This is a genomic window from Paenibacillus physcomitrellae (genome assembly GCF_002240225.1).
In the GTDB taxonomy this organism is placed as follows: Bacteria; Bacillota; Bacilli; order Paenibacillales; family Paenibacillaceae; genus Fontibacillus; species Fontibacillus physcomitrellae.
In genome coordinates this window covers 169,410-195,871 of record NZ_CP022584.1, presented here as the reverse complement: position 1 = coordinate 195,871, position 26,462 = coordinate 169,410, and the positions used below count along the sequence as shown (strand labels likewise).

The 26,462-nt window shown below is 48.7% G+C and carries 27 protein-coding genes; 1 reads left to right on the top strand and 26 read right to left on the bottom strand.

Annotation, left to right across the window (positions count from 1 at the left end; genetic code table 11):
* Window positions 1-53 precede the first annotated feature (53 nt).
* From CBE73_RS00955 to CBE73_RS00945, 3 genes are all read right to left on the bottom strand, one after another.
* On the bottom strand, window positions 54-1,508 hold the full coding sequence (locus tag CBE73_RS00955; protein ID WP_094092598.1) for a PTS mannitol transporter subunit IIBC: 1,455 nt from the start codon (window positions 1,506-1,508) through the stop codon (window positions 54-56).
* A gap of 334 nt (window positions 1,509-1,842) precedes the next feature.
* The gene (locus tag CBE73_RS00950; RefSeq protein WP_094092597.1) at window positions 1,843-2,175 is read right to left on the bottom strand and encodes a four-helix bundle copper-binding protein; all 333 of its coding nucleotides are present in this window, start codon (window positions 2,173-2,175) and stop codon (window positions 1,843-1,845) included.
* A 100-nt stretch (window positions 2,176-2,275) separates the two neighbouring features.
* Window positions 2,276-3,388, bottom strand: a complete 1,113-nt coding sequence (locus CBE73_RS00945; RefSeq protein WP_094092596.1) for a CobW family GTP-binding protein — start codon at window positions 3,386-3,388, stop codon at window positions 2,276-2,278.
* Window positions 3,389-3,601: 213 nt separating this feature from the next.
* On the opposite strand from CBE73_RS00945, the gene CBE73_RS00940 reads away from it, so the two are divergent.
* A complete protein-coding gene (locus tag CBE73_RS00940; protein ID WP_094092595.1) occupies window positions 3,602-4,114 on the top strand; it encodes a MogA/MoaB family molybdenum cofactor biosynthesis protein in 513 nt (170 codons plus the stop codon).
* Between the two features lie 69 nt (window positions 4,115-4,183).
* Here the strand turns inward: CBE73_RS00940 and CBE73_RS00935 are convergent, their stop codons facing one another.
* The 23 genes from CBE73_RS00935 to CBE73_RS00830 form a co-directional block, all read right to left on the bottom strand.
* Entirely contained in the window at window positions 4,184-4,750 is a 567-nt protein-coding gene (locus CBE73_RS00935; RefSeq protein WP_094092594.1) for a hypothetical protein, read from the bottom strand.
* A 285-nt stretch (window positions 4,751-5,035) separates the two neighbouring features.
* Window positions 5,036-6,493 (bottom strand): nicotinate phosphoribosyltransferase, encoded by a 1,458-nt coding sequence (locus CBE73_RS00930; RefSeq protein ID WP_094096054.1) that lies wholly within the window; start codon window positions 6,491-6,493, stop codon window positions 5,036-5,038.
* A gap of 35 nt (window positions 6,494-6,528) precedes the next feature.
* A complete protein-coding gene (locus tag CBE73_RS00925) occupies window positions 6,529-7,083 on the bottom strand; it encodes a cysteine hydrolase family protein (protein WP_094092593.1) in 555 nt (184 codons plus the stop codon).
* A gap of 65 nt (window positions 7,084-7,148) precedes the next feature.
* Complete coding sequence (locus CBE73_RS00920) at window positions 7,149-7,925, bottom strand: NUDIX hydrolase (RefSeq protein ID WP_094092592.1); 777 nt, start codon at window positions 7,923-7,925, stop codon at window positions 7,149-7,151.
* Window positions 7,926-7,954: 29 nt separating this feature from the next.
* Entirely contained in the window at window positions 7,955-8,356 is a 402-nt protein-coding gene (locus CBE73_RS00915; protein WP_094092591.1) for a PaaI family thioesterase, read from the bottom strand.
* 160 nt (window positions 8,357-8,516) lie between these two features.
* Entirely contained in the window at window positions 8,517-8,957 is a 441-nt protein-coding gene (locus CBE73_RS00910) for a YlbF/YmcA family competence regulator (protein ID WP_094096053.1), read from the bottom strand.
* A gap of 81 nt (window positions 8,958-9,038) precedes the next feature.
* Complete coding sequence (gene miaB, locus CBE73_RS00905) at window positions 9,039-10,589, bottom strand: tRNA (N6-isopentenyl adenosine(37)-C2)-methylthiotransferase MiaB (RefSeq protein WP_094092590.1); 1,551 nt, start codon at window positions 10,587-10,589, stop codon at window positions 9,039-9,041.
* Between the two features lie 231 nt (window positions 10,590-10,820).
* Window positions 10,821-11,393 (bottom strand): phosphate propanoyltransferase, encoded by a 573-nt coding sequence (gene pduL / locus CBE73_RS00900; protein ID WP_094092589.1) that lies wholly within the window; start codon window positions 11,391-11,393, stop codon window positions 10,821-10,823.
* Between the two features lie 145 nt (window positions 11,394-11,538).
* Entirely contained in the window at window positions 11,539-12,405 is an 867-nt protein-coding gene (locus CBE73_RS00895; protein ID WP_094092588.1) for a 2-oxoacid:ferredoxin oxidoreductase subunit beta, read from the bottom strand.
* A complete protein-coding gene (locus tag CBE73_RS00890; protein ID WP_094092587.1) occupies window positions 12,392-14,179 on the bottom strand; it encodes a 2-oxoacid:acceptor oxidoreductase subunit alpha in 1,788 nt (595 codons plus the stop codon). The genes CBE73_RS00895 and CBE73_RS00890 overlap by 14 nt, the downstream gene beginning before the upstream one ends.
* A 217-nt stretch (window positions 14,180-14,396) precedes the next feature.
* Window positions 14,397-15,362, bottom strand: coding sequence for a dipeptidase (locus CBE73_RS00885; protein ID WP_094092586.1), 966 nt, complete (start codon window positions 15,360-15,362; stop codon window positions 14,397-14,399).
* Window positions 15,363-15,525: 163 nt separating this feature from the next.
* Window positions 15,526-15,786, bottom strand: coding sequence for a stage V sporulation protein S (locus CBE73_RS00880; RefSeq protein WP_005550495.1), 261 nt, complete (start codon window positions 15,784-15,786; stop codon window positions 15,526-15,528).
* Between the two features lie 227 nt (window positions 15,787-16,013).
* Window positions 16,014-16,808 carry a TIGR00282 family metallophosphoesterase gene (locus CBE73_RS00875; protein ID WP_174704633.1) on the bottom strand — a complete coding sequence of 265 codons (795 nt, stop codon included), beginning with the start codon at window positions 16,806-16,808 and terminating at the stop codon, window positions 16,014-16,016.
* Between the two features lie 147 nt (window positions 16,809-16,955).
* Window positions 16,956-18,497, bottom strand: a complete 1,542-nt coding sequence (gene rny / locus CBE73_RS00870; protein ID WP_094096051.1) for a ribonuclease Y — start codon at window positions 18,495-18,497, stop codon at window positions 16,956-16,958.
* Between the two features lie 318 nt (window positions 18,498-18,815).
* Window positions 18,816-19,562, bottom strand: a complete 747-nt coding sequence (locus CBE73_RS00865; RefSeq protein ID WP_094092585.1) for a regulatory protein RecX — start codon at window positions 19,560-19,562, stop codon at window positions 18,816-18,818.
* Between the two features lie 50 nt (window positions 19,563-19,612).
* Entirely contained in the window at window positions 19,613-20,674 is a 1,062-nt protein-coding gene (gene recA, locus CBE73_RS00860) for a recombinase RecA (protein ID WP_094092584.1), read from the bottom strand.
* Window positions 20,675-20,979: 305 nt separating this feature from the next.
* On the bottom strand, window positions 20,980-22,245 hold the full coding sequence (locus CBE73_RS00855) for a competence/damage-inducible protein A (RefSeq protein WP_094092583.1): 1,266 nt from the start codon (window positions 22,243-22,245) through the stop codon (window positions 20,980-20,982).
* A 47-nt stretch (window positions 22,246-22,292) separates the two neighbouring features.
* Window positions 22,293-22,877: a CDP-diacylglycerol--glycerol-3-phosphate 3-phosphatidyltransferase gene (pgsA, locus tag CBE73_RS00850; RefSeq protein WP_094092582.1), complete on the bottom strand. Its 585-nt coding sequence runs from the start codon at window positions 22,875-22,877 to the stop codon at window positions 22,293-22,295.
* Window positions 22,878-23,084: 207 nt separating this feature from the next.
* A complete protein-coding gene (locus CBE73_RS00845) occupies window positions 23,085-23,576 on the bottom strand; it encodes a YajQ family cyclic di-GMP-binding protein (RefSeq protein WP_094092581.1) in 492 nt (163 codons plus the stop codon).
* A gap of 169 nt (window positions 23,577-23,745) precedes the next feature.
* The gene (locus tag CBE73_RS22025) at window positions 23,746-23,910 is read right to left on the bottom strand and encodes a hypothetical protein (protein WP_174704632.1); all 165 of its coding nucleotides are present in this window, start codon (window positions 23,908-23,910) and stop codon (window positions 23,746-23,748) included.
* A 115-nt stretch (window positions 23,911-24,025) separates the two neighbouring features.
* Window positions 24,026-25,048 (bottom strand): helix-turn-helix domain-containing protein, encoded by a 1,023-nt coding sequence (locus tag CBE73_RS00840; RefSeq protein WP_094092580.1) that lies wholly within the window; start codon window positions 25,046-25,048, stop codon window positions 24,026-24,028.
* Window positions 25,049-25,087: 39 nt separating this feature from the next.
* Window positions 25,088-25,858 carry a DUF3388 domain-containing protein gene (locus tag CBE73_RS00835; protein ID WP_373286369.1) on the bottom strand — a complete coding sequence of 257 codons (771 nt, stop codon included), beginning with the start codon at window positions 25,856-25,858 and terminating at the stop codon, window positions 25,088-25,090.
* A gap of 268 nt (window positions 25,859-26,126) precedes the next feature.
* Complete coding sequence (locus tag CBE73_RS00830; protein WP_094092578.1) at window positions 26,127-26,381, bottom strand: DUF3243 domain-containing protein; 255 nt, start codon at window positions 26,379-26,381, stop codon at window positions 26,127-26,129.
* Window positions 26,382-26,462 lie beyond the last annotated feature (81 nt).

Sequence of the window (26,462 nt, the reverse complement as noted above, 5' to 3'; positions counted from 1 at the left end):
AAAAATGGAGAATAACGCCGGCTTCCGCCGGCGCTTTCTCTTGTTCATCTCAATTAATCTTTAAGACGATCTACAAGCTTGTCATATTCAGGACTCTTCAGGAAGTTGTCGATAGAAATATGCTCAGCTGTAGGGATTTTCGCTTTCGCCCGGTCCGTCAACGTTTTCTGCGTGATGACGATGTCCGCATCAGAAGGAATTTCACTGATGGCCGAGTTTACAACTGTTACATCCACATTAGCTTGCTGCATTTTCTTTCTAAGCACCGAAGCACCCATCGCACTCGAACCCATACCTGCGTCGCAGGCAAAGACGATCTTGTGAACGTCTTCTGGATTCAATTGAACTACCGCATCGTTGATGGCTTGGTTCGCGCCAGTTGTCTCAGCAGCTGTTTTCGTTACGCCGGCAGCTTTCATGTCTTTCATTTTTGCTGCAGCTTCTTCAATGTTGTCGGTCTCTTTCTGTTTCGTTGTTTTGAGCAGCAATACCGACAGAAGGAAAGAGACAACAGCAGCTACAACTACACCGGCGATCATGGCCAAGTAGCCGCCTTTAGGCGTTACCAGGAAATAAGCAATGATACTGCCTGGAGAAGCCGGACCAGTCAAACCTGCACCGAGCAGCTGGAACATAAATGTACCGGATACGCCGCCGGCCATAACAGCCAGGATCAGGCGAGGGTTCATCAAGATGTAAGGGAAATAGATTTCATGAATACCGCCCAGGAAGTGAATGATCACTGCGCCTGGAGCAGATTGTTTCGCCGAACCTCTGCCAACCAGGCAGTAAGCCAGCAATACGCCAAGGCCAGGGCCCGGGTTCGATTCGAGCATGAACAGGATGGATTTACCCGTACGTACCGATTCTTCAACAGCAATTGGACTCAGGATACCGTGGTTAATCGCATTGTTCAGGAACAGCACTTTCGCAGGTTCAATGATGATGTTTACGAGCGGAAGCAGGTTCTTGTTCACCAGGAATTCTACACCGTTCGAAAGAACGGTAGTCAAAGCTTCAACGGCAGGACCGATACCGGAATAAGTTCCGAGCATAATCAAACCGCCGATAATACCAATCGAGAAGTTGTTCACCAGCATTTCAAAGCCGGCGCGGATTTTGCCGTCGACCGCACGGTCAAACTGCTTCAAGATCCAGGCGGCAATCGGACCCACGATCATAGCGCCAAGGAACATCGGAATGTCTGAACCGATAATAACGCCTATGGTCGCGATCGCGCCGATAACGGCACCGCGTTTACCGTGAATCATTTCCCCGCCGGTGTAACCGATCAGGAGTGGAAGCAAATATTTGATAGTAGGATCAACCAGTTTTGCCAGATACTCGTTAGGAATCCAGCCGGTCGGGATAAACAGGGCTGTAATCAAGCCCCAGGCGATAAAAGCGCCGATATTCGGCATAACCATTCCGCTTAGCAGACGACCAAACTTTTGAACGCCAACCCTTAATCCTCCGCTTTTGTTTTCGCTTACTGCAGATGTTGCCATTTTAGGAGCCTCCCCTTAAATCAAAACTAGGTAGGATAGATTTCATTAAGTCTTATCCTTGATTCCATGTTAATTCAAAGCGCTTTCTTTCTCAATCAAATGAAAATTCACTTTCGTCATGAATATTGTTGACAACTTTTATCATAATTAGTGAGTTAAATTTTCCCTTGATAGAGCAGCGTTTTCGGGCATTTCCCGCCAATGGAGGCAAAAAAATAAACCCGGTCAATCCCCAGTTTTCACCAGATAATAACCGGATTTATCCAATTGGGCCTTCTGGCCCATGATTAATCTGGACCGTGACATGCGGTCAGCCCGTCAGGCAGACTAGCCATCAGGCAGCCATTGACAGGCAGGCATCCGCGCAGCGGCGGCAGGCCTCGGCACATTTTTTGCAATGTTCATGTTCATGATGACTGCATTCTTCGGCGCAAGCCATACACACTTTAGCGCAAAGCTGGCAAATCTCGGCCGCAAAGACGGATTCTCGTGACAAAGCATCGGCCGCAAACATACAAATTTCTGCACATTCACGATCCATACGAATGCAATCTCTAAGCATGGCAAGATCATATTCTTTCAAGCTGGATATGTAACAATAATTACAGGCATTCATGCACTCCAGGCATGCTTCGATACACTCTCGATAAGGGTTTGGATTCATCATCATGTTCTCCTCCTTCAGCATTCTGGATTTGATCATTGAAAGGGACTAAACCTTAACTTCAACGTAGTGTTATTACCTTGTTGGAGCTTTCTTGAAACACTTATTCGGCAAGCAGCGTACCCGCCTCAAGAGCTTTCAGCTTTTCAGACAGCTCCTCTTTATCAAAATGCTCGCCTATAAAAACAACGACATCCGGGATGTCTCCCTGCGGCGTAATCTTCATGAAATCCGGCTCTCGATAAGCATATTGAAATAAGAAGCGGCTGCTCGTATCGGAAAAGGTCAGTACGCCTTTAGCCCGATAGACGTCCCGGGGCAGCTCGGCAATCAGCTGTTCAAAAGCTTTGCTGTCCACAGGGCCGCTTAAGTAATGCGTATGGACCATCACATGGCTGTGAGTATGATGATGATCATGCCCATGAGGGTCTTGTCCATGGTCATGAGAATGTTCGTGTGAATGATCATGGGAATGGCTGCTGTGGCTGTGGTTATGAGTATAATTATGATTATGGCTATCGCTTTGACCATAATGAGAATGAGTTTGAGAAAGGTTCTGATCACCGGCCTCGTCTGTAGCCCCCTGTGCGCCTTCTCCTTCAACCAGCAACTCTGCCAGATCGACCTCGCATTTTACAGCCGGAATCTTCTTCGCGTAAGGATTGGATTGGTTCAGCAGCTTCAGGAGCTCCTGCATGCGCGAGCTGTCCAGCAAATCGGTCTTGTTCAGGATCAGGACGGATGCACAGCGAATTTGCTCCTGCATAAGCCGGTAGGTTTTCCCCTGCTGACGATCGAACAGCTCCATCAAATAAGCGGAATCCACTACCGTAATCAGCGGTCTGATGTCCAGCTTCATATACAGCGCTGTCTCCGTCACCCCGTCCAGAAGCTCCATCGGATTTGCAGCACCCGTTGCTTCTACGACGATCAAATCCGGATGTTCCTTCTGTATCAATTCATGGATGGTCACCCCAAGATCCCCGCGGATCGAGCAGCAAATACAGCCGCCCAGCATCTCTTCCATCGGCACCTCCTGCTTGACCAGCAGACCGTCCAGATTAACGTCTCCCAGCTCGTTCATAATCACTGCCGGCTTAAGTCCGGCCTCCTGCCAATAATCAATTAATTTAGCAAGCAGCGTCGTTTTGCCGCTGCCCAGAAATCCTGACAATATGTAAATCGGGGTCACATAAGTTTCGTCCGATGCCTTCATTTTCAACTTCTCCTCCAAACGCAGTGCCTATATTTGATCTGACTCGGAGTTTACTACAGTGTCCAGAACAATGCAACAAAAGGGGAAAAGCAGCTTAACTTACTTACTTAAGCGCCTAAATTTCGGGATCTAAATTCCAGAATCTAAATTCAGTATGCTAAAATAGACGGGAATCCCATTTTGCTCATTATAGAAGAGAAAGAGGTAACGCTAATGAGATCTGTAGACGAACACAAAGCGGAGGCCCCTGCTTCCGTCACCTGCCAAGTCATCACAGTGTCTGATACACGCACCAAAGAAAATGATACAAGCGGCAAGCTGATGCTTGAGCTGCTTGAGCATCACGGATATTCCGTCGTCGACTATAGAATTGTCAAAGACGAATACGATGAGCTTCGTAATCTTCTCCATGAGTCGGCAGAGGACAGCCGAATTCAGGCTGTTTTGCTAAGTGGTGGGACCGGAATTGCTCCCCGCGACACGACTTATGAAGCGGTGAGCAGCATGCTCGGGAAAGAATTGCCGGGCTTTGGCGAAATTTTCCGTTATCTCAGTTTTGCCGAAGACATTGGTTCCGCAGCCATCTTAAGCCGCGCTATCGCCGGGGTTATGAACGAAACCGCCGTATTCTCCATGCCGGGGTCTATCGGTGCCGTAAAGCTTGCGATGGAACGGATCATCCTTCCGGAATTAAGACATGTCATGCGCGAGATCTATAAGAAATAGCCAAAAAGCCAAATCCAACCACCCAAAAAAAGCGCCTCCGAACCTTTTCACTCGGAAGACGCTTTTATTTTATTTCATCTCTTTGAGCAAGCTGTCAAAAATCGGCTCCAGTTGATCGCTGTATTTATCTTTACCGCTGCCACTTGATACATAAACGAGCGCTAGCTTGCCGGCTGTCCGAATCAGAGGGCTTCGGCTGTTTTTGTCGGTGCCGTATAGGCTGCGGATTTTGGACGCACGGGTGTTTTCCTTGTTATAGCGATAAAACACAACGTAATGATGAGAATCTCCATTCACATAAAAGCTCGTGCTCCGGTTCCCGTCCAAATCCTCGGAATTCGTCTCATGGGTCAAACGCAAATCGATACCGGCGCAGTCCTGGCGAAGCTGCTTCAGCAAATCCAAGGTTTCACTGCCGCCATAAAATTCGCTGCTCATAAATTCACTGCCCACTAAACCGTCTGCGGACAACTCCTCCAGAGCTCCATGCTTGACGAGCCTGTATGCCTGCTCAGCGCGTCCCCCCTGCAGCTGGCTGGCTTCCGTTTGCGGAACATGGACAAACCAGGCAGAGACGATCACTCCTGTGCCTAACAGACCGGCTATCCATTTGTCGAATCGTTTCAGGCTGCCCATGTGCATCATCCTTTCCAAATCAAACTTAATTAATGGTTAAATCTAGCAGGCTCTCATCCTCAAGTTTGCCTTTCAGGCGCTGATTTTATACGTGCGGGCGGCATTTTATTCACGTCATGAACCAAATGAAAATGGTCCCGCCGGCGCTGTCGAAATTCCATTAGGCAGCGTCTGATCTTATCGATTTCTGCGCTTTCCCGAGAAATAATTTTGAATTTTTCTTCAAAAAAGAAACGGCCAAGCCCTTTAAAGGGCTCCAGCCGTATTCGTTTCCATTCAGCACGTTTATTCCTCATGCTGTTCCAAATAAGCTTCAATCATCGACTGCCGCTGGTTCCAAACCTCTTCGCTCAAGCTGATGCGGTAGATTTCCGGATTAAGCTTGCGCAGATATTCCGGCCAGAACAGTGAAAGCTGCTGTTTATGGTAATCACGGACCTGATCCAGATTCGGCAGCTCGTAGACGAGTTTTCCGTCCTCAAAGATAGGCTCCAGCATCCGCATCACTTCAAAGTTTTTGACGGTCTTCTGCAGTGTGGAATTCAGCGGATGCTTCAGACGAAGTTTATTGTTCCGCTCTTCCGGAATGGCTTCGTTCGGGTAAGTTATATAGTCGCCCATAGCCTTTTTATCACTGCGGCTGATCAGGCGGTATACTTCTTTTTTCCCCGGGGTGCTGATCTTCTCCGGATTCCCGGAAATCTTGATCGTAGGCACCATCGTGTCGCCTTTTTGACGCTCTACGAGCTTATAAACGCCTCCAAGCGCAGGCTGGTCAGCAGCTGTAATCAGCTGTGTTCCAACTCCCCAAATATCAATCCGCGCACCTTGGGCCTTCAAGTTGAAGATCGTGTTCTCATCGAGGTCGTTCGAGGCGACGATTTTGACGTAAGATAAGCCGGCATCGTCCAGCATTTTTCGGGCCTGGATAGACAAATAAGCCAAATCTCCGCTGTCCAGCCGGATCGAGCTCATCCGTTTGCCTTGGGAAGCCAGCCACTTCGCTGTTTTGATGGCATTTGGCACACCGCTTTTGAGCGTATCATACGTATCCACCAGCAGCGTTACTTGATCTGGCAGCGCTTTGGCATAAAGCGCAAATGCTTCTTCCTCGGACTCAAAACCCTGAACCCAGGAGTGGGCATGCGTGCCTTTCGTCGGAATCCCGAAATATTCTCCGGCAAGCATATTCGACGTCGCGTCAAAACCCGCTATATACGCCGCTCTCGCTCCCCAAAAAGCCGCATCGGCTTCCTGGGCACGTCTTGTTCCGAATTCCAGCAGGATGTCATCAGGCGCTACCTGCTTGATTCTTGAAGCTTTAGTGGCAATCAACGTCTGGAAGTTCATAAAGTTCAGCAGCGCCGTTTCAATGAGCTGGGCTTCCATAATAGTGCCTTCTACACGAATCAGCGGCTCATTCGGAAATACCAAAGCCCCCTCCTTCATGGACAGCAAGGTGCCTCTAAACTTGAAGTCCCTAAGCATCTCCAGAAACTCGGGTTTATAATTTTCCTCCTGCTTGGCCAAATAGGCCAGATCCTCCTCGGTAAACCGGAGGTTCACCAAATAGTTCACAATGCGCTCCAGTCCCGCAAATACGGCGTAGCCATTGCCGAACGGAAGCTTACGGAAATAAGCTTCAAATACGGCCTTTCTCAAATGGCTTCCATTCATCCAGTGCGCATAAAGCATATTGATTTGGTATTTATCCGTATGCAGCGCCAAACCTGTCGTTAGCATCTGATTATTTCTTCCTCTCTCTGCCGCTGCCATCCTCACTTCACCTCTTCCGAGCTTGTTGTCACTTTCGCTCCCAAGCTGCCGGCAAAATGGCCAAGCGCCCATTCATGACCGGCGGAGTTAAAGCTGGCTACCGCATCTTCATATACGGTAATGGCAAATCCTTTATTATAAGCATCCACAGCCGTGTGCAGCACACAAATATCCGTGCAGACGCCGATCAAACAAACTTCCGTTATTCCTCTCGCTCTCAGCTTCAGCTCCAGATCTGTCCCACTAAAAGCGCTGTATCTTGTCTTATCCATCCAGTAGATCCGGTCCTTGAACTTCTCATATACCGGCTTTAACTCCCCGTACAGCTCCCTGCCTTCGGTTTCCCGAATATTGTGGGGAGGAAAAAGCTTCGATTCCGGATGATAAACATCATCCTGTTCATGAAGATCCACCGCCATGACCACATAATCACCGTTTGCCGCAAAAGTTTCCGTTATCCGGGCAACGACAGGAGAAATCGCAATCGCAGGTTCTCCTACCGGCAAATTTCCATCGACAAAATCATTCGTGAAATCAATCACGATTAATGCTTTCATCTTCCCTCAGCTCCTCACTGATTCAGGATTGGCTGCAGTAATGTACTCTCATCTATTTAATCAGTTTAAGTATAAATACTCAAGCGCGGTGTAAAATCCGTAAACCGGTAGAGCTGAGCGGGACGCTGGGAATACTGATTGGAGACCAGCCGTTTACCGTTTTCGTCCACCACTTCCTCCAGGATGCCTTGTCTGCTCCGGGTTGACGTCACTTTACGAATAAAGTTCAGCTCCTCGAAATCAGGCACAACTGTGCGAATGACCTGATAAAGCTCGCTCAGCGTAAAATGCGGCGGCAAAAACTGTTTGGCAATCGTCGTCTGCAGCATTTGCTCCTGGATTCTCCGGTAAGCATCTTTGATGATCTCCCTATGGTCAAAAGCAAGCTCCAGCTCTTCAAGTGCCTCCTGGATGGTAAACAAGCCCACCGCCTGAGCATCGTCAGCCGCCTTACGCTTCTCCAGCACCCATTCTTCCACCAGAGCGTAAAAAGCATGCGAAATGATCCAGCCGCGCGGATCTCTTCCCGGGGTACTGTAGACCCCCAAATATTCCAAATGCCCGCCGTCGACACCGGTCTCCTCCTGAAGCTCCCGGCTGGCGGTTTCGTACAGCGATTCGTTCTCCTGTGAGAAACCGCCAGGCAGCGCATAAGCCCCGGCAAAAGGCCAGCTTCGTCTGCGGATGAGCATGACCTTGAGCTCAAAGAGCGGCAAGGATTTGGTCGAGGAACGCCGTTCCTGCTTCGTTAAAGTAAACATGACGATATCCGCAGGAATTCCATCCGGTGTCCGGTATTTTTTCGGATTATAATTTTTGGCTTTCTCCTGGTCATCGTTCATTATCCATCACCCACACTGTCGGATTAATTTTAAGCTTTCGGTTTCGGAAGCCGGAAGGTGGATGTCGCCACACAGCCAAGCTGTCCCTGTTCGTCGCGGACCTCAGCTCGCATAGTCATCGTACGGAACGTTTCGTGTACGGGATAAGCGCTGGCAATCAGTTTCCCTGTCCCCATAGCCGTAAGAAAATTCACATTCAGATGAGTCGTAACTCCTTCTACTCCGCCTTTTGCAGCCGTAACGAGGATTCCCATCGCCTGGTCCATCAAAGAGGACAACACTCCTCCATGCACGATGCCCATTGAATTTAAGTGATTCTCTTTGACCTCCAGGCCAAGATCTACCCTTGCAGCATCCGCATGCAGCAGTTCCATGCCGAGAAAGCCCCAAAATGTTTTGCTGTTGCGATCTAAAATATCTGTCCAGTCCATACTCCGTATTCCCCCTGAGTCTTGAAGTTACACTTGTTGTTATTGCCCGCCCCGAGCTTGCAGCGGGTATGTAAGGTTCTATTAGTTTATGGCCTAAAGTTTGTACGGTTGCATACAGCAAAAAGTGCGGAAGGCTATCTCCCGCACTTCGCCTGCTGCTTTAATCGCACCGGCTTGGAGGAGCCTCCGTACCGGATTCTACGTTAATCTTCTCAGAAACGGTATCCTGAATCGCGGACATTACAAATTGAAGCAAATAGTTCAGGTCCGCCTGGCTTTGCTGATATTCAGTCACAAGCGGAATCGCATCGATCTGGGCCTGAAGCTCATCGATCTCTTTCTCGATCCGGCTCACCATCTCTTTATTGCGCATACTTTCGAATGCCACGATTTCCTTCTGCTTCTTCTTCATCTGCGAGATCAGTGATTGAATCCGCTGATGGCTCTGGATTTGCTGCTCCGCCTGTTTAAAGATTTGCACCTCTTCGCTTCCGCGGATCAGTTCAGCCAGTTCCTTGGATTTCTCCATAATCTCACTTCTGGAAAACATGCGCGAAGCGGAATCTGGAATTCCGCCTTGAGCGCCAGACATGTTCTGCATTTCTGCCACTTTGAATTCCTCCCTTTCGCGTTCTTTGTTTGTTGATCGTTTCAAACCTTTGCCTTGCTTCGTATATCTTAATTAAACGGCAGCCACAGAGGTGCTGATAATTTTGCCTTTAATGTACCAGGTCATCGGATCGGTGATTTCCACATGTACAAAAGTTCCGATCAATTCCGGGCCCCCTTCAAAATGGACCAGCTTGTTGGTCCGGGTTCTGCCCGCGAGAACACTCTCGTTATTTTTACTTTCACCCTCAACCAGCACTTCGACAACCTGCCCTTTAAACTGCTCGTTGATGGCTCGGCTGCTCTCTTTAATAGCGTTGTTAAGCCGGTAAAGGCGCTCTTTCTTGACCTGCATCGGTATGTCGTCTGTCATGGAAGCCGCAGGCGTTCCTTCACGCGGGGAATAGATAAACGTATAAGCCGAGTCGTAGCCAACTTCCCGCACAAGCGACAAGGTTTCTTCAAACTGCTCGTCTGTTTCGCCAGGGAAACCTACGATAATGTCCGTCGTTAAGGAAACGTTCGGAAGCGCGGCTTTGATCTTGCGCACCAATTCCAGGTAATGCTCCCGCGAATATTTCCGCCCCATCATTTTCAGCATTTCCGTGCTGCCCGACTGAACCGGCAGGTGGATATGCTCGACCAGATTGCCGCCTTTGGCCAACACAGCAATCAGCTCGTCGTCGAAATCACGAGGATGCGAGGTGGTAAAGCGGATCCGCGGAATATCGATCTTATGGATATCATCCATCAAATCAGCGAAAGAATACGTCATATCCGTAAAATCCTTGCCGTAAGCATTCACGTTCTGTCCCAGCAGCGTGATTTCCTTAAAGCCCTGGCGTGCCAGGTCTCGCACCTCGGCAATCACGTCCTCAGGACGGCGGCTGCGCTCCTTGCCACGGGTAAACGGTACGATGCAGTAAGTACAGAACTTATCGCAGCCGTACATAATATTTACCCACGCACGCATGCCTTCACGTTTCTTAGGTAGATTTTCGATAATGTCGCCTTCCTTGGACCATACGTCCACAACCATTTCCTTGCTCATCAGCGAATCTTGAATCAGGAAAGGCAGGCGGTGGATATTGTGTGTACCAAAGATCAAATCTACGAAACCATGCTTCTGAAGAATCCGGTTAACTACGTTCTCTTCCTGGGACATACAACCGCATACGCCGAGCAGCATATCCGGTTTCTCGGTCTTCAGATGCTTGAGATGGCCAAGCTCGCCAAACACTTTATCTTCCGCATTCTCACGAATAGCGCACGTATTCAGCAGAATGATATCGGCTTCTTTACGATCCTCTGTCGGCTGATAACCCATCTGCTCGAGCAGACCTTTGATGGTCTCCGAATCATGTTCGTTCATCTGGCAGCCGAAGGTATAAACGATGTAATGTTTACCCGCACCCAGCCGGCTCAGCTCTTCAGGCACCGCTGTATCGTAATGAACCTGGACCGCTTCCTTGCCGCGCTGCTTCTCCTGCTTCTGGTTCGGTTCGGAGAAAATATGGATATCCCGGCCGCGAATCCGGATCTTCTTTCCGTTCTCATCCTCAGAGATGATCTTGGCATCCGAGAAATCAAAATATTTGGAGTAATCCTTTGTTTCCTTAGCCATTAACGGCTCACTCCTTACTGTCTATCTTTATCCCCGCGGGACAATTATTTAAAAATGCATTACATCAAATTATAACATGCACAAGCTGCTATTTCTAGACGCAGCACGGGACTCTATCCATTTACTGCCTTTTATCAGGACTTGGGCTTTAACAAATCCACTGGCAGCAAGCAAAAAACAGCAGCCCGGTATTCCCGGAACTGCTGTTTAAGAGGATCTCGCCTGCTTATTCTATTCTACGATTTCAGCGCTGTCGCCGTTTTTCACGCCGGCTGCATTCGCTTCGTCTGTATCAATGTGCATATCCAGTGCAAAAGAATCCGATACACGAGCGATTACGTTCTCGAACACAACACCACGTTCGCCGCCTACACGCACTTTAAGCAGCTGCTTGTCGGCAATGCCCCATTTTGCGGCATCTGAAGTATGGAAGTGAATATGACGGGCTGCAACAATGACGCCTTGCTCCAATTCAACTTCACCTTTAGGGCCTTTCACTTTAACGCCCGGTGTACCATCAATTTTGCCCGATTCACGAACCGGAGCAGGTACGCCAATCACAAAAGAGTCTGTACGGGATATTTCAAGCTGGGAAGCTGGACGTGCAGGTCCCAGAATACGCACTTTGGAAAACTCGCCTTTAGGTCCGATTACGGCAACCTGCTCGTTAGCAGCAAATTGACCCGGTTGGGACAGGGCTTTAAATTCAGTCAGCTGGTAGCCCTCGCCGAACAAAGCTTCAATATGTTCTTGAGTCAGGTGGATATGACGTCCGGAAACGCCAACAGGTACGATTTTATTCATCGTAGGTTCACTCCTATACTGTACTTTTTTTCACTCACAAAAACATCCTCAACCATTATACATCTTTCGACACAAAAGGCAAAGGCACCCGGACCGGGTGCCTTGTGACAATATTGTTAGGCTTGTAAACAGCCTGCCCTTATTCTTATTTAAACTCCGCCACCAGTTTCTCAAACTCTTCGGCAGTAATTGCCGGATTCTGAGCAGCAAGCGGCTCTTTGCGGAAGCCGGGAACAAGATCCTCGTAGCTCTTCCGATCCTTATTCTGATAGATGAGTCCTGTCAGCAGACCGCCTGTTTCCATCAGCTTGGTCATGGCATGGATGCGGTTGCTGGAGTCATATCCCTCTACCGTGTCCAAGTTGGTAATGTTCTCTTTAAACCAGTCATAAGTGTTCACTTTATTGAAAGTAACGCAAGGACTAAACACGTTAATTAAAGAGAAACCTTCATGTTTGATGCCTTCCTCGATCAAGGACGTCAGCTGTTTCAGGTCGCTTGAGAACGACTGGGCCACAAACGTGGCTCCAGAGGACAAGGCCAGCTCCAGCGGTGACAGCGCCGATTCGATAGAACCTTCAGGTGTACTTTTGGTTTTAAAGCCCTCAGCACTGCGCGGGGAGGTTTGACCTTTCGTCAGGCCGTAAATCTGATTATCCATAACAATGTAAGTGATATTAATGTTACGGCGGATCGCATGAATGGTATGACCCATCCCGATTGCAAAGCCGTCACCGTCGCCGCCGGAAGCGATAACCGTCAAATCGCGGTTAGCCAGCTTTACGCCTTGGGCAATCGGAAGGGCACGTCCGTGAATGCCGTGCAAGCCATAAGCGTTGATGTAACCGGAAATCCGTCCGGAACATCCGATTCCGGAAATGACCGCCAATTGCTCTGGCTCCAATCCGACATTAGCCGCTGCGCGCTGGATAGCAGCCTGTACGGAGAAGTCTCCGCAGCCTGGACACCAGTTTGGCTTAACGTTGTTGCGGAATTCTTTAAAAGTTGCCATGTTCAACCAACTCCCCGCTTTGTTTCTCTGATGCTGACTGTTTATAAACGTTCAAGCATTTGCCGTACACTTCCGCTGGCAGGAACGGATTGCCGTCATATTTCAGCATGTTCACGATTTTATCGCGGAAGCCGACATTCAGCTTGATCAAACCAGCCAGCTGGCCTGTTGCGTTATTTTCGAGAACAACAACCTTCTTGGCTTTCTCCAGATAAGGTGTGATTTCTTCTACCGGGAACGGATGCATCAAACGCACCGTGATATGGTTCGTGGTTACGCCGTCCTCTTCCAGTCTTACCCGAGCCTGATCAATTGTTCCGCCGGTGGAACCCATACCAATGATCAACAGTTCAGGGTTCTCATGCGATGCCTGTACATGAATCGGATTGTCAACTTGAATGCCGGCCAGCTTGCCAAGGCGCTTATCCATCATCTTCTGACGGTTCACCGGACTTTCCGAAGGCCGGCCAGCCTCATCATGCTCGACACCAGTGACGTGATGGATGCCATTTTTCTTACCTGGAATAATCCGTGGTGATACGCCGCTTTCGGTCAGCTCATAACGTTTGAACAAGCTGCCGTCTTCACGTTCTGGCGTTTCATCCACCAGCGCGCCGCGGTCGATTGCAATTTTGCTGTAATCAAGCAGCTCGCAGGATTGCTTGCCGAGTGAAAGCTGAAGGTCAGTCGCCAGAATGACAGGTACCTGATATTTTTCAGCCAAATTAAAGGCCTGGAGGGTATCGTAGAAACATTCTTCGATCGAGCTTGGCGCAAGCACAATCTTCGGAATCTCACCATGCGTACCGTAGATCAGCGCATTGATATCACTTTGCTCCTGTTTGGTTGGAAGGCCGGTAGATGGTCCGCCGCGCTGGGTGTCAACAATGACAACCGGGGTTTCCGTCATGCCGGCAAGACCGATGGCTTCCATCATCAGGGACAAACCCGGACCCGCAGAAGCCGTCATCGTTCTAACTCCGGCATAGTTTGCGCCGATGGCCATCGTAATTGCTGCAATTTCATCTTCGGTCTGAACGACGGTACCGCCAAACTTCGGAAGCTTCTTGATCAGGTATTCCATGATTTCTGAAGCCGGTGTAATCGGATAAGCACTCATGATCCGGCAGCCAGCTGCAACAGCCCCAAGGCCGATAGCATCGTTGCCGATCATAAACAATTTCTCCTTGCCGTCGGCCGGTTCAAGCTTGAAGCGCTCCAGTGGACCGCCAGCCAGCTCCAGAACGTATTCAGCGCCGCGTTTGACGGCTTCTACGTTCTTATCAACGATAGCCTGGCCTTTGCGGCCGAATTCTTCTTCAACCGCTTTATTAAACACTTCCAGCGGTAATCCGAGCAGTGCCCAGGATGCTCCGGAAGCAACCATATTCTTCATCAGGGAAGTGCCAAGTTCTTCTGCAATAGCTGTGATAGGAACCGCAAACAGCTTGGCGCTGCTGCCTTCAGGAACAGTTGGATTGAATTTGGCGTCCGCCACAATAACCCCGTCCTGACAAAGCTCATGGGCATTGAGGTCGATGCTTTCCTGGTCGAAAGCCACCAAAATGTCCAAGTCATCGGAAATGGCCCGGATCGGACTGGTGCTGATTCTGATCTTGTTGTTGGTATGTCCGCCTTTGATACGGGATGAAAAATGTCTGTAGCCGTACAAATAATACCCCAAACGATTCAAAGCTGTTGAAAAGATCCGATCCGTACTTTCTACGCCTTCACCCTGCTGCCCGCCGATTTTCCATGACAATTGACTAATCAAACCGTCCACCCCTTTAATCGTATCGCATCAGAAGAATTTAATAAGTGCATGACTATTTCATAAAATCAAGCCCGCGGAGGGATGATCCCCCGCAAAAATATGAAATATCTGTTTCATAATCATGTCAATTTTATGTCGACAAGGTGTAAAAAGCAAGCGTTTTCGCGCCCAATTCATATAGTAGTTTTCGATTAAACCGTTCTCGGTTTGTGATGAGTTAAAGCGCTTTCTTTGTTGCTGGAAGCCAGGTCTGCAAAAAGCGCATCGCATTGAGGCTGAGCCACTTGTCCACGAGGGGTTCCGAGTAGTATTTGAGCAGCAGTTCTTTGAAGCTGACGTAACAAGCTGCATGCTCCAAACCTTCGATATGTTCATCGATGCCGTCGAAATCCGATCCAAACATGAGATGGTTTTCGGCCCCGAGGGAACACATATGCTCCAGATGCGGAAGAAGGTCCGTCATTTTCACGGGACCGGAAGCTTTGACAAACGGAGGTACAAAAGTCAGGCCGATTCTTCCGCCCAGGCGGACGATCGTGCGAATCTGCTCGTCGGACAGGTTCCGCGGATGATCGCAAATTTTAATGCTGTTGGAATGAGAAGCAATGAACGGTTTACCGACCTTCTCCGCCGCTTCCGTCAGCTCCCAGAAACCTTTAATCGATAAATGCGAAACATCCAAAATAATACCCAGCTCATGGCACAGCTTGACCAGTTCATGTCCCTTCTGCGTAAAGCCGCCTCCACGCGGCTCCATGATACCGTCCGCAGCCCAGTTGGCGTGATTCCACGTGATCCCCAGAAACCGGACACCCAAATCATAGCAGTTCTGCACATATTTCAGGTTGCCCTCAAGTCCATGCGCGCCCTCCAGCGAAAGCATACCGCCCGTTCCCCCCCCAGCAGCGTTCAAGGCAGCCAGCTCCTGCCGGCTTGTAACCAGCGGAATCCCAGCTTTCTCCACTTCCGTACGGTATAAGCTGATCTGTTCCAGCACCCGGCCAATCCGGGCTTTCTCCTGCTCGTCATCGATGAATATAGCAAAACACTGCAGACCTACTCCTCCCTGGCTGAGTTTCTTGGCGGATACATCCAGCCTTTCATCTTCCTCAAATCGGATTTCGGGATTCTCCTGAAGTTTGCTTAACGCATCACAATGAAAATCAATAATTCCCCATTTCAACGTTATTCACTACCTCTCCTCAAAGTACGGTTAACTATGACCAACTGATGCCGCGTATCCGGGCAAACAGGTCAGTCCCATTATAGTCCAACCTTTGGCCTGACAGATTGATGGAACGCAAAAAACCTGTCTGCCTCCGGCAAACAGGTTTATTAAAGCTCTTTCATCTCGGCTCCACAATCAGCTTGATTGCTGTCCGATCTTCTCCGTCTATGACAATATCTGTGAAAGCAGGAACACAAATCAAATCGACTCCGCTGGGAGCGACAAATCCACGGGCAATAGCCACCGCCTTGATGGCTTGGTTGAGCGCACCTGCACCGATCGCCTGAAGTTCAGCAGCGCCTCGTTCTCTCAGCACACCCGCAAGTGCACCGGCAACGGAGTTGGGGTTGGATTTTGCTGAAACTTTTAATACTTCCATGGTAAGTACCTCCCTGTGATTAATAGTTTGGTTTCCACTACCTTGACAGATGATCTGTTAGATCATATTCGGGAGATTTGGAATAATTCCTTCTTTTTGGAAGCCTTCAGATAAAAAAGAGTCTCAACTCACCACCCCGGATCGGTGCCCTGGCCCTGCTGATTTCGGAACCAGTAGGTCCAACCGGGTTCCTCAGTGCCACTGCTTCACGGCTTGTTTAGCGGCTTTTAGTCCATCGACCATTCATCTTCGAGCAGCCGAATTTTGCGGATCGATTTCGCTTTACCGGTCTGGTTGTCTAAATCGGCCACAATAGCGTGGAACTGCCATTTCCCGTTGCAAACCTGGAACCTTACCGGCAGCTGGGTTTTAAACTTGCGCAGCACCGCTTCGCGTTCCATGCCGAGGATGCCCTCTCTGGAACCGACCATGCCCACATCAGTAATAAACGCCGTGCCTTCCGGCAGGACAATGTCGTCATTGCTCTGCACATGGGTATGCGTGCCTACGACAACCGAAGCGCGACCATCCAGATGCCAGCCCATCGCGATTTTCTCGGAAGTCGCTTCGGCATGGAAGTCCACAAAAATAAATTTATGTTTCTTCTTCAGCTGGTCCACGATTTCGTCCGCTGCGCGGAACGGACAGTCCAGCGGCGGCAGAAATGTCCGGCCCATCAAGTTTACCAGCGCAAGCTCTTTATTGCCGTTCTTAATGATTGTATATCCTCTGCCCGGGGTTCCCGGTGGATAATTAGCCGGTCTAATCATACGCGGTTCATCGTCAATGAAATCAAAAATCTCTTTGTTATCCCAAGTGTGATTCCCCATCGTTAATCCGTGGATGCCCCATTCAAAAAACTCCTTTGCGATAGACGCCGTAATCCCGCGTCCAGAAGCGGCATTTTCCCCGTTTGCAATAATAATGTCGGGATTATATTTGCTCTTAAGCTGAGGCAATGTTTCCTTAAGTGCCTTACGTCCTGTTTGCCCTACGATGTCACCAATAAACAGCACCTTCAACGTAATTATCCTCCATTCAAAAATCAAAAATGAAATAGCCCCACAAAGTGGGGCCTTGCTCTGAAGCCCTTCAGGTACTTTGTAGGAACCTGAACGGGCTTTATGACTGAAAAAGGCGGCCCTGAAGGGCCGCCTGGGCAATTTCCTTTACTTAGCGTATTCAACCGCCCGTGTTTCGCGAATAACGGTGACTTTAATATGTCCTGGATAATCCAGTTCATTCTCAATCGTCTTCGTAATGTCGCGGGCAAGACGGAAGCTTTCGGCGTCGTCGATCTTCTCCGGCTGCACCATAACCCGAACTTCACGTCCGGCCTGGATCGCATAGGATTTCTCAACTCCCTCAAACGATTCGGAAATTTCCTCCAATTTCTCAAGCCGCCGGATATAAGTCTCAAGCGTTTCACGGCGGGCTCCTGGACGGGCTGCAGACAAGGCGTCAGCAGCGCCTACGAGCATCGCAATCACAGAAGTCGCTTCTTCGTCCCCATGGTGGGAAGCGATACTGTTGATGACCACTGGATGCTCTTTGTATTTCTTCGCGAGTTCTACGCCGATCTCGACGTGAGAACCTTCCACTTCATGGTCAAGCGCTTTGCCGATATCGTGCAGAAGGCCTGCACGTTTCGCCAATACGATGTCTTCGCCGAGTTCTCCAGCCATTAGGCCGGCCAAATAGGCGACTTCCATCGAATGCTTGAGCACGTTTTGGCCATAGCTTGTCCGGAACTTCAAACGTCCCAGGATTTTGATCAAATCCGGATGAAGACCATGAACACCGACCTCGAACGTTGCCTGTTCGCCGTATTCGCGAATCCGCTCGTCTACCTCGCGGCGGGATTTCTCCACCATCTCTTCGATGCGGGCCGGATGGATACGTCCATCAGCAACCAGCTTCTCCAGAGCATTGCGGGCAATTTCACGGCGGATTGGATCAAATCCGGACAAAATAACCGCTTCCGGCGTATCATCAATGATAAGATCAATACCGGTCAACGTTTCAATGGCTCTGATGTTACGGCCCTCACGACCGATAATCCGGCCTTTCATTTCTTCGTTCGGCAATGTTACTACGGATACAGTAGTTTCGGCTACATGATCAGCTGCGCAGCGCTGAATCGCGAGCGTAATGATTTCACGGGATTTCTTGTCCGCTTCCTCTTTAGCCTGCTGCTCGATGTCTTTGATCATCTGGGCTGTCTCATGGCGAACTTCCTGCTCCACATTGTTCAGGATAATGCCGCGAGCATCTTCCATCGTAAGGTTGGAGATTCGTTCCAGCTCAGCTACCTGTTTCTTGTACAGCATTTCAATCTGCTGCTGCGTTTCTTCGATACGTTTCTCCTTGCCGACCATTTGTTCTTCTTTGCGTTCTAATGATTCAATTTTCTTATCCAGCGACTCTTCTTTTTGCAACAATCGTCTTTCCTGTCGTTGGGCTTCATTCCGACGTTCACGAATGTCTTTATCAGCTTCGGTCCGGAGCTTGTGGATTTCATCCTTAGCCTCCAGTACCGTTTCTTTCTTCAGTGCTTCTGCTTCTTTCTTCGCGTTTTCTACGATCTGAAGCGCAGCTTGTTCTGCACTGGAAATTTTAGCTTCTGCAAGAGATTTGCGGATAAAATATCCGATCCCGAACCCAAAGATTAATGCGGCGACAACGAGAATGATCGAAAGCCACACTTGCATCATGTCTTTCACCTCCCCGTTGTTTTCTCCAAGGCATTCCTTGGGAAAGTGCAGTTGTCAAATTACTTTTCCCTTTAGTCTTCTCATACAAAGAATCGAAAAACAAGACGATTCAGTAAGTCGCACATGCTGCCCATGTGCTTCTTCGGTGATATCCTGCGGAAGATTGGCAAATACAGGATACACACGATAGGAATCAATATAGAAATTACATTTTGGAAAGAAAAATGTCTATAGGATTCTTGTTCATTTTATTATTCCGCGAAAGAAATTGTCAAGCTATGACATGTTGCTGCGCCTTTGTTTGGCAGGGAAAGATCAGAAATCAGCCTCTTCGTTTAACGTCCAATCGTCATCCGCTTCACTCAGGCTCCGAATCACCTTGGACACGACACTCCCTTTAAAGCCCCGGCGCATCAAAAAGGCTCCGACTTTACGTTTCCTCTCGGCCGGTTCTCCATTCGTGCGCTGCCAGCGTTTCTCAGCAATAGTCCGTGCGCTTTCAAACTCGGTTTCTTCATCCACCTGTTCCAAAGCCGCCTCGATATAAGGCTTGGAGATGCCCTTCTGGCGCAATTCCTGCCGGATCCACATCTTCCCCTTGCCTTTACTCTCAAGCCGCTGCTGCGCCCATTCCACGGCGTACGCTGCGTCATCCAGATACCCTTCCTGCTCCAGACGGTCCGCTGTCTGCTCGGCAACCCCTTCAGCCCAGCCCTTCTCCGTGAGGCGTACCGTCAGCTCGTACCTTGTACGGGGTTTCCGGCCCAAAAAAGCCAGTCCCGCCGCATAAGCCTGCTGCTTCTCATCAGCCTGGACGATCTCTTCCAGTTCTGTTCTGGTGAAGCGGCTGCCCTTCAGCATGCGGAACTTGATCATCGTATTCTCATGCACTTCCAGGGAGAGCTCCATAAAGTAAATCCGGTACCTTTGTCTATTTTTCCAGCCCTGAAGCTGCTTCACACTGGTAATTTCCAACTGTTGATGCTCCGGAAAAGAAGCCAACACATCAACTGACTGATCTTCCTGCTGCGGCATCGGATCCTCTCCCCTGCTCGATTTCATGCAAAAAAGCGCTCTGAGATAACCACAGAGCGCTAGAATCGCAAAATGTCTTATTCAGCTTCGAAAAGCGCCTGTTCTTCCAGTTTATCCGCTTCATCTTCTTCTGCAGAAGGCGCAGGGACAACCGTAGTCAAGCTGCTTGCCTCACGAATTTTAAGCTCGATGGCATCAGCAATTTCCTTATGTTCTTTCAAAAATTGCTTGGCGTTCTCACGGCCTTGGCCCAGACGTTCGCCCGAATAGGAATACCATGCGCCGCTCTTGTCGACAATATCCAATTCTACCCCGATATCAACGATACTTCCTTCTCTGGAAATACCCTCGCCGTACATAATGTCCACCTCAGCTTGTTTAAACGGAGGAGCCACTTTATTCTTCACGACTTTAACCCGGGTGCGGTTACCCACCATATCGTTGCCCATTTTAATGGTTTCGACACGGCGTACGTCCAGACGTACGGTAGAGTAGAATTTCAAAGCGCGTCCGCCCGGCGTAGTTTCGGGGTTACCAAACATAACGCCAACCTTCTCACGCAGCTGGTTAATGAAGATAGCAATCGTCTTCGATTTGCTGATTGCGCCGGACAATTTACGCAGTGCCTGCGACATCAGTCTCGCTTGAAGACCCACATGAGAGTCTCCCATTTCACCTTCAATTTCCGCTTTAGGTACCAGTGCCGCAACGGAGTCAATAACAATAATATCTACAGCGCCACTGCGCACCAGGGCTTCAGCGATCTCCAATGCCTGCTCGCCTGTATCAGGCTGGGACAGCAGCAATTCATCGATATTTACGCCGAGTTTATTGGCATAAGACGGGTCAAGCGCATGCTCCGCATCGATAAAAGCAGCTTGTCCGCCAATCTTTTGTACTTCTGCAATAGCATGAAGAGCTACGGTAGTTTTACCGGAGGATTCCGGTCCGTAGACTTCAATAATACGGCCGCGAGGGAATCCGCCTGTGCCGAGTGCAATATCTAAAGCCAAGGAACCACTGGGAACGATTTCCACCTGCATGTGGGTCGATTCTCCCAATTTCATAATGGAACCTTTACCGAATTGTTTTTCTATTTGACGAAGCGCCATTTCCAACGCTGCACGACGATCTGACAATCAGCTCACATCCTTAATGAGAATAAATGCTAAACGGTTTTCCTATATAAATTATACCTTGTTTTAGAGCTTTTGCCAAGCATTTTTCGAACATACATTCGTTTTTTTGAAGTTGCTCGCCTCCTGCCTTCATTTGCTTGAGCCCGTATCCTTACAAACCATAGGCATTCCACAAAAAAAGAACCGCAGCAATCTTGAAGAAAGTTGCTGCGGTTCTTCCGCTAATTCCATTATAAAGGAAAACTATACGATTTGCAAAACCCTAAGTGATTTTGAAACCCCCTCAGGCCACCATCGTTTCCTAATTATTTAATGACAGCCCGTTCATTCAGTTTACGCCACAGCTGATAAAGAATGGACTTTGCAGAACGGATTCTGATCGTCTCGCGATTTCCTTTCAAATTCAACTGAAAGGTCGTGGTTGACCCGTCCCGTTCCGACAAACCAATATAAACAAGACCTACAGGCTTTCGTTCGGAAAAAGCCGGACCGGCTACGCCGGTTACCGATAAACCGAAATCGGCATCCATGATCATACGGACCTGTTCGGCCAGCACCTCAGCGGTTTCTTTGCTGACTGCTCCAGGAGCATTTTCCCCTTCAAGCAAATCATGGGGAACGTTCAGCAGCTTTTCTTTCATATCGTTGGAATAGCAGACGATCCCGCCTTTGAAAACGGTAGCGCAGCCCGGGATTGAAGTCAAATTCCCCATGAGCAGTCCGCCCGTGCAGCTCTCCGCTATCGCCACGGTTAAACCATGTTCGGTCAGAAGATCCACAATTACCTTCTCGATTGGCACATCTTCATTCGCATAAAGATTCTCCGGAAGTCTCGAACGAATCTGAGCTTCCAGAGCATCCAACTTCTGCTCCGCTTCTGTAATCGACGAAGCCTTGGTAGAGATTCGCACCGTAACTTCACTTTCTTTCGCATATGGAGCAAGAGTCGGATCGCTTTGTCCTTCTATAAGATCTATCAGTTCTGTTTCCAGCGCAGATTCACCTATACCGGCAAACTTCAACATGCGGGAGTATAAAGGCTGCTCCTCAGTAAGCACCTGCTGAAGAATCCAGTTCTTGACCTGTTCTTCGAACATCGGCATCAGTTCTTTAGGCGGGCCTGGAAGAAGTATGTAAAACTTGCCGTCTTCCGACAAAGCATTGCCGATCGCAAGGCCGGTTGAATTCGGAAGCGGTGTGGCGCCGTCAATCGACAACGCTTGACGTTTATTATTCTCAGTCATAGGGCGGGAGCGGTCTTTAAAGAACTGCTCAACGTGATCCAGCGCCAGCCGGTCCAGATGTAAAGAACGTCCGAGTACGGCAGCCAGAGCATCTTTAGTCAAATCATCCTGAGTAGGTCCCAAACCTCCCGTAAAGATCAAGATGTCTGCCCGTTCCTGTGCTGTACGAATGGCCTGCTGGAGACGGTTCATATTGTCGCCAACCACGGTCTGAAAATAAACATCAATACCAAGAGCGGCCAGCTCCTGAGATAAATACTGCGCGTTGCTGTTTACAATTTGACCAAGCAGAAGCTCGGTTCCGACAGCGATAATTTCGGCTTTCACTTCTGTCCAACCCCTTTGCTGCAAATAGTGAAGCGTTCCTTAATGTCTTAAACTTTTGAGAAAGAAAGAATGCTTTTATTCTTCACAAAATAGTCGATGCCCGAGTAGATCGTAATAATCGCCGCAAGCCAGATCGCAATATCGTCAAACGGAATGTTTATCCATTCAAACGGGAAGTTGTTCAGCAGCAAAGCGCTGATCGCGATAATTTGCGTTATTGTTTTGGCTTTGCCCCACTTGCTTGCCGCAATGACGGAGCCCTCCAGCAGCGCAACCTCACGCAGCCCCGTTACTGCAAACTCCCGGCTGATGATAATGACGGATATCCATGCGCTGCATTTGCCCATCGCGGTCAAGGAAACCAAAACCGCTGCAACCAGCAGCTTGTCCGCAAGAGGATCCAGCAGCTTGCCCAAATTGGTCACCATATTGTTCTTGCGTGCCAAATAGCCGTCAATTCCGTCTGTGCTCGCCGCCAGAATAAACAGCAGCGCTGCAATCAGCTGGTTTAAAGGCAGACTATAATTTCCCCAATCCAGGCTGCTGAAATTCTTCTCGTCGATCAGCAGAAATACCAGCATCAACGGAATTAGAAAAATCCGGGACAACGTTATTTTATTCGGTAAATTCACAACTCATCCTCCCCGTAAAAGTTCCGGACTTTACTTGTCCTTGCTTCTCTCGACCCTAAGCCGTTCATGATGTTTTCCCCCAATGATGCAAATTATTAAACCACCCTAAATATATCCTAACAAGTATAATATACGGCAAAATCAGAGTCAAAATATCCAGTGGAGGAGATCTTTACAAACTTTCTTAAACCAATTAAAGGCCGATGACTACTTAAAGTTCGTAAATTGGAGATCGAGCTGTATGTCGGCATTTCTAAGCAAGGCCATAACCGATTGAAGATCGTCTTTACTTTTACCAGTAACTCGGATCGAGTCTCCTTGGATCTGGCTTTTTACTTTCAGCTTCGAATCCCGAATGAGCGTATTGATTTTCTTGGCCACATCCTGTTCAATGCCCTGCTTAAGCTTGATCCGTTGACGGACGGTTCCCAGAGATGCCGGTTCTACTTTGCCGTAATCGAGATTTTTGATCGGCAGGCCGCGTTTGATCATTTTGGACTGCAAAATATCGATGACTGCTCCCAGCTTATATTCATCATCTGATGCAATAACCAGAGCGTCCTTCTCAAGTGTCAAGCTGCTTTTGCTGTTCTTGAAATCAAAACGGTTGTCGATTTCCCGTTCCGTCTGATTAATCGCGTTGGTGAGCTCCTGCATATCAAATTTGGAAACAATATCAAATGAGCTTTCTGAAGCCATATAATCACTTTCCTTTTCTCTATTTTGTGGTGTTATCTATTATAGGAAAAACAACGCTGCAAGTCCATTTTCTTGAAACTGGCAGGAATGAAAGGACAGCGAAACCGGAACAAACACAAAACAGGCGCTTTTCCGTTTAGAAAAGCGCCTGCTCGGGTTAAGTTTGCCCTCAATGTGTACTTCTTTCGGGCGTTCTGAACATATTTAACACGCCAAGTACAATATGAGCCAATCCAAATCCCAATATTCCGTAACCCCAAGCATTTGGAGTCAGATAGTAGCCGACCAGCGATACGATGATCCCGATTCCCGCCAAAATCCAGCTTGTTATCACGATGCACACCTCTCTTCATAGTCAAGATCCATTGCCGGCTGACCCAAGCAGTAGCAACGTTTATTCTTTCCTATGAAGAAAACGGTTATTCGAACGAGCTTATGAGCTTATGAGCTTATGGGGCTGATGTTTCGGTTCCACCGTTCGTTGTATCATTAGTTGAACCGGTCGAATCGTCGGTAGAACCCGCGGCTGAACCCTCAGTTGAACCTGCCTCATCCGCAGATACCAGGTTCAATTGAATTTTAGCCGTATTACGCTCGTCCACAACTGGCTGGCCTCCAACTGTAATGGTCGTATACGGAGAGGCGCCCGATTTGATGAACATCCCTTGGCTGTCCAGGTCATAGGTAATCGTTTGACCGTCCTCCATCGTAGCATAGAAGAGCTTCTCTCCACTGCTATCTTCCTTACGCACTTCCACCCAGCTTCTGCCCCCGCTTGCCGTGATCACCACGGGAACGGAAGCCCCTTTCGGGCTTTGTACATTAAACTGTACAGCGCTGCCCTTTTTGCCGTCCGGTGTCACGACAACACCATCTGTTGCCGGAGGAGCCGAACCGTCTGCATTCCCCGCTGCATCCGAGGACACGGGATCTGATGCAGGAGGAGCCGTCGGCGGAACCGAAGCTTCGCCGCCTGCCGCCTCGGACGGATCCGGACTTGCCGACGGTATCCCAGCTGCCGCATCGCTTGGCGACACTTCACCGCTTGTGACTGGCGTAGGATCTGCTGTTTGATTCCCGTCTCCTTTGTTGTTGATCACCACCAAATAAATAACCGCAACAATAATCACCAGGAAGGACCACATAAGAACGGTGGAAAGCCATTTGGAATTCCCTTCAGAAGCCGTCTTGGTTCTTCTCCGCTGCAGGACAGGCTCCATAACCGGTTCCGGATCGGCGGAGGGCACCGTTTGCTGGTGTTCATTAAGCAGCTCTTCCGAGCTCACACCTACGGCTTCCGCGTAAGTTTTTATAAAGGCTCTGACATAGAAACTGCCTGGAAGAACTTTATAATCACCGGCCTCGATGGCCTCCAAATATCTTTTTCTAATTTTCGTCATTTCTTGTACATCATCCAGCGATAAGCCGCGTGCCAAACGCGCTTCTTTAAGCTGCTGGCCTAAATCTGACATAACCATCACCTCCTGCTTTTAATATGGCTGAATCTGCCTTTAAATTTCCTCGTTATAAATGGTAACAAACGTATCATAAACGATTTCCTCGTCCGGATTGTTTCGCAATTCGATAATAATGTCAAAATCGTCATAAGTGTATTCGGATTCTTTCATAAATACGTCCGGATGCTCCACCACCTTGGTGGAAGGCATGGACATAATTTGCTGCAGTAGCTGGTAGTGTTTCTCATTAGAACGCAAAGTACTCACAATCCCGTCAATAATGAATACATTTGAAGGATTGCACTCATCTTCAGAAAGCTGACTTCTAACCGTTTGGCGCAGAAGAGTAGAGGAGACAAAAGTCCAATGCTTCATGGCACAAACGCTTCCCGCTATGATGGATTCCGTCTTGCCCACCCTTGGCATTCCCCGCAAACCGATAACCTGATGACCCTCTCTTTTAAATAATTCACCCAAAAAGTCAACAAGCAACCCAAGTTCGTCGCGGGTAAAACGGAAAGTTTTCAAATCGTCTGAATCCCGATCAATATACCGGCCATGACGAACAGCCAGAATGTCCACAAGTTTAGGGTGTCTCAGCGCTGAAACAGTAACGCTGCTGACGGTTCTCAGCATATCGCCAAGCAGCTCAATTTTTCGCTCATCATCTGTTTCCAGCAGCATTCCCCGGGTTTTCCCTTCAACACCGTTGATGGTTAAAATGTTCACCTCAAGCATCCCCAGCATAGAGGCGATATCTCCAAGAAGACCTGGACGATTCTTATGTATGGTATATTCCAGATACCACTGTTGTTGTTCTCCCAAAATCTACACCCTTTCCCCTGCTAAATCTTCATTCGACAATGAAGGCCATGATTCCTCCCCATTCGATCAAAGTCGCTATAGATCACGAACAACACATCATTTTTAATGATATAGAAAATGGTATTGAAAGGCAAGCAGGGGTATAAAATTAAGGACATACGAAAAGCTCCCTCCCGGGAGCTTTCCGCTGCATATGGACCCTATACAACTCAGGATCTTGCTTGCCAGAACATGCGGGAATTTGTTACAGATTAGAAATCCCGCCTGTTTATGCGTGTTTCTTGGCCAGCTTTACCATCAAACGAGCAATGGTTCTGCGCTCTTCATCGTCTCCGACTTCCCAAAGTTCTTTCAACGCACGGTTGGAAGGATTTTGCGGATCTACTTTATCTTCCAGGAATCCCCCGATTTCAAAAGCCAAATTCGCAATGGTTTCTTCACTCATGCCGGAATTTTCAGCGTGTTTGACACGCTCACCAAGGAACTTTTTCCAGGAATCAAAATTATTCAGTACAGATGACATTGCTTTACTCCTCCTATCACTTGAGCGAATGGAATGGGTCAACACTCGTAATATGTGATAAATGGAGCTTATTTATGCAGT